The 7,569-nt window shown below is 57.3% G+C and carries 9 protein-coding genes and 1 pseudogene; 9 read left to right on the top strand and 1 reads right to left on the bottom strand.

The window, feature by feature from the left end:
• The 8 genes and pseudogenes from B2W52_RS13835 to B2W52_RS13800 all read left to right on the top strand — a co-directional run.
• Nucleotides 1-207 (top strand): annotated as a pseudogene (locus B2W52_RS13835) (tetratricopeptide repeat protein); the annotation flags it as partial.
• Nucleotides 204-3,011 (top strand): tetratricopeptide repeat protein, encoded by a 2,808-nt coding sequence (locus tag B2W52_RS13830; protein WP_273069832.1) that lies wholly within the window; start codon nucleotides 204-206, stop codon nucleotides 3,009-3,011. The pseudogene B2W52_RS13835 and the gene B2W52_RS13830, both read left to right, overlap by 4 nt.
• Entirely contained in the window at nucleotides 3,001-3,483 is a 483-nt protein-coding gene (locus tag B2W52_RS13825; RefSeq protein WP_273069834.1) for a hypothetical protein, read from the top strand. Before B2W52_RS13830 ends, B2W52_RS13825 begins: the two co-directional genes overlap by 11 nt.
• Entirely contained in the window at nucleotides 3,484-3,831 is a 348-nt protein-coding gene (locus B2W52_RS13820; RefSeq protein WP_286803596.1) for a hypothetical protein, read from the top strand.
• A 13-nt stretch (nucleotides 3,832-3,844) separates the two neighbouring features.
• Complete coding sequence (locus tag B2W52_RS13815; protein ID WP_286803594.1) at nucleotides 3,845-4,471, top strand: MotA/TolQ/ExbB proton channel family protein; 627 nt, start codon at nucleotides 3,845-3,847, stop codon at nucleotides 4,469-4,471.
• On the top strand, nucleotides 4,468-4,998 hold the full coding sequence (locus B2W52_RS13810; RefSeq protein WP_062784124.1) for an ExbD/TolR family protein: 531 nt from the start codon (nucleotides 4,468-4,470) through the stop codon (nucleotides 4,996-4,998). The genes B2W52_RS13815 and B2W52_RS13810 overlap by 4 nt, the downstream gene beginning before the upstream one ends.
• On the top strand, nucleotides 4,995-5,483 hold the full coding sequence (locus B2W52_RS13805; protein ID WP_286803590.1) for an ExbD/TolR family protein: 489 nt from the start codon (nucleotides 4,995-4,997) through the stop codon (nucleotides 5,481-5,483). The genes B2W52_RS13810 and B2W52_RS13805 overlap by 4 nt, the downstream gene beginning before the upstream one ends.
• Nucleotides 5,476-6,471, top strand: coding sequence for an AgmX/PglI C-terminal domain-containing protein (locus B2W52_RS13800; protein WP_286803588.1), 996 nt, complete (start codon nucleotides 5,476-5,478; stop codon nucleotides 6,469-6,471). Before B2W52_RS13805 ends, B2W52_RS13800 begins: the two co-directional genes overlap by 8 nt.
• Nucleotides 6,472-6,518: 47 nt before the next feature.
• Here the strand turns inward: B2W52_RS13800 and B2W52_RS13795 are convergent, their stop codons facing one another.
• Nucleotides 6,519-7,004, bottom strand: coding sequence for a MaoC/PaaZ C-terminal domain-containing protein (locus B2W52_RS13795; RefSeq protein ID WP_286803586.1), 486 nt, complete (start codon nucleotides 7,002-7,004; stop codon nucleotides 6,519-6,521).
• A 200-nt stretch (nucleotides 7,005-7,204) separates the two neighbouring features.
• On the opposite strand from B2W52_RS13795, the gene B2W52_RS13790 reads away from it, so the two are divergent.
• A partial coding sequence (locus tag B2W52_RS13790; protein WP_286803584.1) for an AMP-binding protein occupies nucleotides 7,205-7,569 on the top strand: 365 nt, incomplete at its 3' end.

The following is a 7,569-nucleotide window of genomic DNA, read 5'->3' as shown; positions in this document are numbered from 1 at the left end:
CTTGCGCTGGAAAGGCGAAACGAGGTGTTGTTATCGGCTGTTCGTCAGTTGCTTGAAAGGTGCGAGTCGGCGCTGGACAAACTGGCACTGGAGTATGTCGAAGCCAGAGATCAGCAGATGGCCTTTGCGCTGGACAAAACCGAACAGCAAATTGCGCATCTTTACGAATATCTCGCCCTTCAGAGCCTGGAGGAGACGCAGCCATGATGAAACCAGTTGCGGGCTTGTTCCTCTGCTTGATGTTGGTGGTGCCGGCTGCAGCCCAGGAAGCCTTTCGTGTAGAGCTTGGGCGGGACGGAGAGACGATCGGGGACATGCGACCGGTGTTTCTTACTTTTGAAAGCAGGCCGATGCCGGCGATCTCGCCTTCGGAAGTGGCCCGGCGCTACCATCGCCTGTTCAGGACATCGGACGAGCCTGAGGTTCGGATCGATGCCCTCAACCGGCTGAGCAACATCAGGGATCGGTCAGGATCAGACGTTGGCTTGTCGGCGTCTGAAGAAGAACAGGTCTACAGCGAGGCCATCAGCAGCTATGAGTCTATTCTCGAGCGAGGTTCCTATGGCGGGAGGCTTGACGAGCTGCTGTACCAGATGGCCAAGGCCCATGCTCTGACGGGGCAGCAGGATGCTTCAATCCAGAGGTTGAAACAGCTGGTCGGGTTATATCCGAAATCCCCTCTTGTGCCAGAGGCCAGGTTCCGATTGGCTGAATCCGCCTTCGCAGCCGGACGCTACACAGAAGCGGAAACCGGCTATCTGCACCTCGTTAATTCAGACGCTGGTGGAGAGCTGGGCATCAAGGCCAGATACATGCTCGGTTGGAGCCAGTTCAAACAGGGGCCGTCTGCGTGGAACAGGGCCGCAGCGACCTTTATCAGAGTTCTGGATGAGTTCCTGCCGAGCGCACAGAGCCTGGGGTCAGTCAGCGATTCGAGCGTTGATACCATCGATGACACGTTTCGGGTGCTTGCCCTGATGGCTGCCCGAAACAGCGGTACGGACACCCTTATTGCCTGGCTGGATGGGAGCCGGCCCCAACACTGGGAACATCTCCTGTTCGATCGGCTGGCCGATTACTACGCGGTGAAGGGCGAGACCATCGCAAGTGTTGCTGCCAATCAGGCCTTTATTGACTATTCGCCCAGTCACCGTGCTGTGCCTGCCTTCCGGTTACAGGTAGTGGATGTGTGGCAAGCGGCTGGTGATCCGGAGCAGGTTCGCAATGCCCGTGCGGAGTTCGTCACCAGCTACAGCCAGGATTCCGCTTACGCCGCTCTGACTGGTGAACAGAAGAATAAATGGCTGAGTTACAGCAAACGGTTGGCGGATTACCACTATGACCTGGCCACACGATTGGTGGAACAGGGCCGGGTGGCGAAGGCTGAATCCGCTTTTGCTGAGGCAGCGGTTTATTACGCACACCTGGCTCCGAGGATTGATCAGAGCGGCGAAATGCTACGCCTTGCTGGTGATGCCTGGCTGCAGGCGAGGGATTTTCCGAAAGCGTTGACGAATTTTCGCAGAGCAGCCTATGAGTCGCCCGGTTACAGCGAGGCTGCCGATGCTGCCTGGGCCGCTATTGCTCTGTTGAGAAACAGTCTTGACCGGCCGACCACTGTGTCTGCCTTTCAACCCGAACTGAAGGATGTTTCCAATGAGGCCAACCGCTTTAGTGGACGTTTCGAAGGGGATAGCCGGATTCCCGGCCTGATGGCAGATCTCGCCGCCCGGTGGCTGGCCGCCGGCGACCACCAGCTGGCGTTGGATTATGGTTCGCGGGTATTGACTGCGCCCACGGCGTCTCCGGCAGAGCGATACGCGGCATGGCAGGTCATGGCCCGGATACGCCAGGAAGAGGGCGACTACGGCCTGGCGGAGCGTGCCTGGGGGCAGGCGCTGAATCTTGCCGAAAGTGAACGGCTCGCAAACGTGACCGAAGAGCAGGTCTCAGCCATTCGGAAGCAACTGGCGACGTCCGTCTATCGCCAGGCAGAGCTCGCGGTATCCAGTGGCAGGCTCGGAGAGGCCGTTGGGCACTTCCGACGGGTTGATTCGGTGCTACCAGGTTCGGACGTTGCCATCCGTGCGCGCTACGACGCGGCCAACACCTTGCTCAAAGCATCGGACTGGAGCGCTGCCGTCGGCGACCTGCAGAGTTTTCGCGCCGATTTTCCCCAGCACGAGCTGACTGCCGGCATCAGCGAAAAGCTGGTACATGCCTGGATTCAGTCTGATGAACCCACCCGCGCGGCGTCAGAATTATTGCAGGCCGCCGACAATCACGCTAACCCATGGCACCTGAAGTTGCGGGCTGCGGAATTGTTGAATCAAGCCGGGAATGTAGCGGAACGAAATGCTCTTTACAGGGATTACCTTGCAACGGCTCCGAAGGCAGAGAGCGGGGCCGAACATGAACAGCTCCAGACATTCCGGCATCGCCTGGTAGAAACCGGCGACAATCCCGATGCCTGGAGGGAAGTACTGGTCCAGTCAGAGCTGGACAGCACCTGGCACACCGCCGACACCCTTGAGTGGGCCTCCCGGTCGTCACTGGTGCTCGGTGCCCGTGCGGCTGCAGTGTTTACCAGCATCAGACTGAGCCAGCCGCTGGAACAATCTCTGGCGCGCAAGCAAAAGGCGCTGGAATCGGCTCGACAGAGATTCCTGGATGCCGAAGCTCTGGGCGGCGAGAGAGTTCTGTCTGAATCGCTGTTCCGACGGGCCGAACTCTATCGTGGTCTGGCCAAAGACCTGATGGCATCCACGGTTCCGGCGGATCTGAATGAACTGGAGGCGATGCAGTATCAAATGTTACTGGAGGAAGAAGCTTTCCCATTCGAAGACAAAGCCATTCAATTGCATACGGAGAACCATCGCCGGATTACGGCCGAGGGGTATGACCCCTGGATCGGACGCAGCCTCGGCGTTCTTGCGGAGCTGCACCCGGGACGTTATGAGCGGAGTGTTAAGTGGCTTGGCTGGAATATGGAGATCAGGGATGGCGTGTAATTCAACGGGGAAAACGGGCCTGCCACTGGCGGCGCTTCTGGTGTTGCTCGTCGGCTGCGCCGGGCAGGAAGTCCGGCAGCCGGAGAAGTCCATCGGAAAGGATCCGGAACTGGCAGCAAGTTATGAACAGGAGGGGCGGGTGGCCTTCGAAGAAGGGCGCAAAGGCGCGGCAGTGAATGCATGGCAAAAAGCCGTGGAGCTGGATCCGACCAGGGCGGTGACAGTCAACAACCTGGCGCTCGTTCTAAAGGACCAGTACCGATTCGCCGAAGCGGCCAGGCTACTGGAACTGGGCATCAGCCATTCGCCGGATGTGGCCGAGCTGCATTTTAATCTGGCGGTGATTGCCGAGCTCTATTTGCTGGATCTTCAGACTGCCCTTGAGCATTACAACCGCTACCGGCAGCTGACGGATAAAGAAGACCAGCAGGTGGCTGGCTGGATAGCGGATCTGGAACGGAGGCTGCAATAAATGGCTGATATCCGCAAAACTGCCAAAGTCGTTTTACGCGTACTGGCGCTGGTTGGCCTCCAGTTAATGCTCCTCAACCCGGCGCAGGCGGATCAGGACGAAGCGAACCGGCTGGCTGTTGAGGGTATATCCGCCAGCCTCGGCGAAGACGATCCGCGGGTACTCTACATTCTGCCCTGGCAAGCCCCAAGCCTGCCAAAACGACCAAGGGCGGACCTGAATGACGAGGCGCCGGAACTGGTCCGGCCGGTGGATCCAGTCGTCCTCGAGCGTCACCGTCTGTTTCGTGAAAACCTTAATCCTCTCATCCTGAGCCCTGTTGGAGACTCAGGCCTGGCCGAGCAATAACCGGAGAACAATCATGCTGAACACGATCGTACGTTTTTTCCAGGAAGGTGGGCCCTTCATGTACCCCATCGCCATTGTCCTGGCATTGGGGTTGGCGATTACTCTGGAGCGGTTCTTCTACCTCTCTGCGGTACGGCGGCGAAACCGGATTGCCTTTGAGCGGGGCATCCTGCCGCTGCTGAGGAAGCGGGACTACCAGCGAGCCATGAAAGCAGCCACAAACTCAGACAGTGCGATTGCCTCAATCATGGGGGCAGGCATCGGCCGTCTGTTGAGCAACAGTCGTAGGGAGGATATTGAGTACGCCATGGAAGAAGGCTTGATGGAAGTGCTGCCGCGCCTGGAAAAGCGTACCCAATATCTGGCAACCCTGGCCAACATCGCCACGTTGCTAGGCCTGCTGGGAACCATTATTGGTCTGATTGCTGCGTTTACTGCGGTGGCGGCGGCAGATCCTTCCCAGAAGGCCAGTCTGTTGTCCGAAAGTATTTCCGTGGCCATGAATACCACGGCTTTCGGCCTGATGTCGGCCATTCCGTTGCTCATGTTTCATGCGGTACTACAGACCCGAACCAATGAGATTGTCGACAGCTTTGAAATGGCCGGCGTGAAGTTGCTGAACATTGTGTCTGAAGCATGAGACGACGTCACCGCAGGTTAAGTGTATCGCCTGAGCTGGATATTACCGCCTTTCTCAATCTGATGATTGTGCTGGTACCTGTCCTGTTGCTCGGCATGGTATTCAGTCAGGTTCGAATGATCGAGCTGAATTTTCCCGGTATGGACGCCGGGGAAGCCCCGGCGCCCGAAGAGTTCCGTCTCGTGGTTACATTGATTCCTGAGGGTATTGAAATCGCCGACAGTGATCGCGGCTTGATCCGTGTGTTGCCGACAGAAGAGGCAGTTCAAGACTTCGAAGGCCTGCGTCAGGTCCTTCGGCAGATAAAAAACCGGGTTCCCGAGAAGACCGATGTGGTTCTGGAAGTCGGGCCAGACATCGATTACCAGACACTGATCACGGCCATGGATACGGTCCGTTCTTATCCGGCTGTGGTTGCGGCCAGCGTGGTTGAGGGAGAGCTGTTTCCTGATGTCTCACTGATGGATGCGCCGGCAGACCGAAAGCTTGCGGCGAATGCCAGGCTTGAATCCGGGGAGGGCGCATGAAGACCTCGCGTAAGGCCAAAAGAATTCGTCGACATTACGGCCGTATGAAGAAGCCTGGGGGCCTGAACCTGGTGTCCCTGATGGACATCTTCACGATCCTGGTTTTCTTCCTGATGGTGAATTCGTCGGATGTGAAAGTGATGCAGAACACCGCGGACGTGCCACTGCCAAAGTCCACGGCGCAACAGGCGGCCGTTGAGAGCCTGACAGTCCAGATAACGGGCAATGCCATTCTCGTTCAGGGCAGCGAAGTTGCAAGACTGGAGGGTATCGAGATTGGTGATACCTATATCACTGGGCTTTCGGAAGAGCTTTCCTGGCGTCGCAGTCGCTGGTCTGAAATTCCCGAGGAGGGGCTTGACGTAACCATCATGGCGGGTCGCGACACCGACTACCGATTGCTTCGCAAGGTCATTCAGACCTGTGTTGATGAGCAGTACCGGCAGGTGCGGCTCGCTGTGGAACGGGAGGTCCGAAATGGCTGACAGCGGATGGTCTCGAATGGGCGATTCAGGGCTGCCATGGAGTCGTGATCAGGCCGAGAGTAGACGATTTACGGGCATCGTCTTGTTGGTGACGGCGCTGTTTTTGCCGCCTGCGTTGCTAATTCCCACTCAGGATGTGCCGGAGATCGAGCGCAGCGAAGCCGAGACGATTCCCCCAAGGCTGGCTCGCCTGGTGGAGAAGCCGCAACCGGTAGTGACACCGGAGCCGGTGAAGCCCGAGGCGGAACCCGAGCCCGAGCCGAAACCAGAAGTGCAGTCTGAAAAGCCTGAACAGCCGGAGCCGGAAGTTGCCGAGGTTGAACCTGCTCCGGAACCAGAGGTAAAACCTCAGGTAGCCTCGGAGCCAAAGCCGAAGCCAACGCAAACCATCGAGCAGGCTAGGGAGAAAGCGTCGAGATCGGGGCTGCTGTCGATGAGGGACAAGTTGGCATCACTCAGGTCCCCCGAACCAGCGCCGGCTCGAAAATTTTCGGTCAACACGGAAGGCAGCGCCCCGGGTCGAACCCGAGAGAATGAGGCATCGACGGAAGTCCTCGCTGGCAGTGGCGGAGTTGAAGATACGGTTGCTCCTGAAACAACCGTCGCTGTGGCTGAGCACCAGGTCAAAACAGTTGCGGCCCCCGTTGAAGAAACCAGGCAAGTGGTTGCTAAACCTGCCGAGACAGCCCCGTCCGCTGGTGAGCGGGCAATGAGCAATATTCGGAAAGTCTTCGATGCCCAGAAAACGGCACTCTATTCCATGTATCGGAGGGAACTCCGCCAGGACCCGACCCTGGAGGGCAAAGTCTTGCTGGAGCTGGTCATAGAGCCGGATGGTTCGGTTTCCGCCTGCGAGGTAGTCAGTTCGGAGCTTGGGCATGCCACCCTGGAGCAACGGATTGCCATGCGGGTACGGCTCTTCAATTTCGGGGCCGACAATGTTGAGCCCCGCAAGGTCAGGTTCCCGATTGATTTCCTGCCCGGGTGAAGCGTGCGATCGGGCGGCCATAAAAATGGCTGCCCGATTTCGAATTCTCAGTGTTCGATGGCGATTTTCGGCAGTCGCGGTTTGTGCAGAGACACCTTTTCCGTCGGGGCGATCACCTTCGCTTCACCGATGACCACCTTCTGTTCGTTCTGATTGCGCACGTCGCACTCCACCACAACCCGGCCTTTCGGCTCCTTGCGAAGGACTTTGAGATGAACCGTCAGGGTGTCGTCCAGTTTAACCGGCCGCTTGAACGAAAGACTCTGCTCCAGGTAAATAGTCCCAGGGCCTGGCATCACTGTTGCCAGAGCCGCCGAAATCAACGAGCCGCTCCACATACCGTGGGCGATGCGTTCCTTGAACATGGAGCCTGCGGCAAATTCAGAGTCCAGGTGTACCGGGTTTACATCGCCGGAGACCGCTGCAAACAGCACCAGTTCGTCCTCGGTAAGGGTGCGTGTGAAGATTGCGGTATCGCCTTCGTTCAGCTCGTCGTAGGTGATATTTTCCAGGGTATCAAGGGTATCGCTCATCGCGTGCTCCGCACTGTTGTCATTTGAGTACAGGTGTTCTGGTTGTTGTTCGGGTAAGAGTTTCGAAAACTACCTCATCGGTTACAAAACTGCTATTCTCTCCCCACTTTTTTAAGGCTGATACTTTTGTAGGGTTGATTTTTTGAGCAACCTGACATCGGTAAATCATTACAATCAAAAGCGCCAAACAGGAGATGGTGATGGATTTTGAGCAGTTCTATCAGGATAAATACCCCGCCGGCGTACCCCGCGAGGTGGACCTGAACAAGTACAAAAGCATGGTGGATGTGTTCGAACAGTCGGTCAAAAAATTTGCCGACCGTCCAGCTTTCAGTGCTGTTGGTGCAACTCTCACTTACCGTGACCTCGACACCCAGAGCCGCAACTTTGCAGCCTGGCTGCAAAACAAGACAGACCTGAAACCTGGCGACCGCATCGCGGTGCAGATGCCAAACGTCAGCCAGTACCCGGTCGTTGTGTTTGGCGCAATGCGAGCTGGCCTGATTGTAGTGAATACCAACCCGCTTTATACCACGCGGGAAATGGAACATCAGTTCAACGATTC

Origin of the sequence: Marinobacter sp. UBA2498 (genome assembly GCF_002341575.1) — a bacterium.
Classification (GTDB): Bacteria; Pseudomonadota; Gammaproteobacteria; order Pseudomonadales; family Oleiphilaceae; genus Marinobacter; species Marinobacter manganoxydans.
The sequence above is the reverse complement of the archived record's forward strand: the minus strand, read 5'-3'. Positions and strand labels throughout refer to the sequence as shown.

Coding starts and splice junctions, on each gene's coding strand:
- B2W52_RS13815 (WP_286803594.1), top strand. CDS start 3,845: ATGCTGAACACGATCGTACGTTTTTTCCAGGAAGGTGGGCCCTTCATG.
- B2W52_RS13820 (WP_286803596.1), top strand. CDS start 3,484: ATGGCTGATATCCGCAAAACTGCCAAAGTCGTTTTACGCGTACTGGCG.
- B2W52_RS13825 (WP_273069834.1), top strand. CDS start 3,001: ATGGCGTGTAATTCAACGGGGAAAACGGGCCTGCCACTGGCGGCGCTT.
- B2W52_RS13800 (WP_286803588.1), top strand. CDS start 5,476: ATGGCTGACAGCGGATGGTCTCGAATGGGCGATTCAGGGCTGCCATGG.
- B2W52_RS13830 (WP_273069832.1), top strand. CDS start 204: ATGATGAAACCAGTTGCGGGCTTGTTCCTCTGCTTGATGTTGGTGGTG.
- B2W52_RS13795 (WP_286803586.1), bottom strand. CDS start 7,004: ATGAGCGATACCCTTGATACCCTGGAAAATATCACCTACGACGAGCTG.
- B2W52_RS13805 (WP_286803590.1), top strand. CDS start 4,995: ATGAAGACCTCGCGTAAGGCCAAAAGAATTCGTCGACATTACGGCCGT.
- B2W52_RS13810 (WP_062784124.1), top strand. CDS start 4,468: ATGAGACGACGTCACCGCAGGTTAAGTGTATCGCCTGAGCTGGATATT.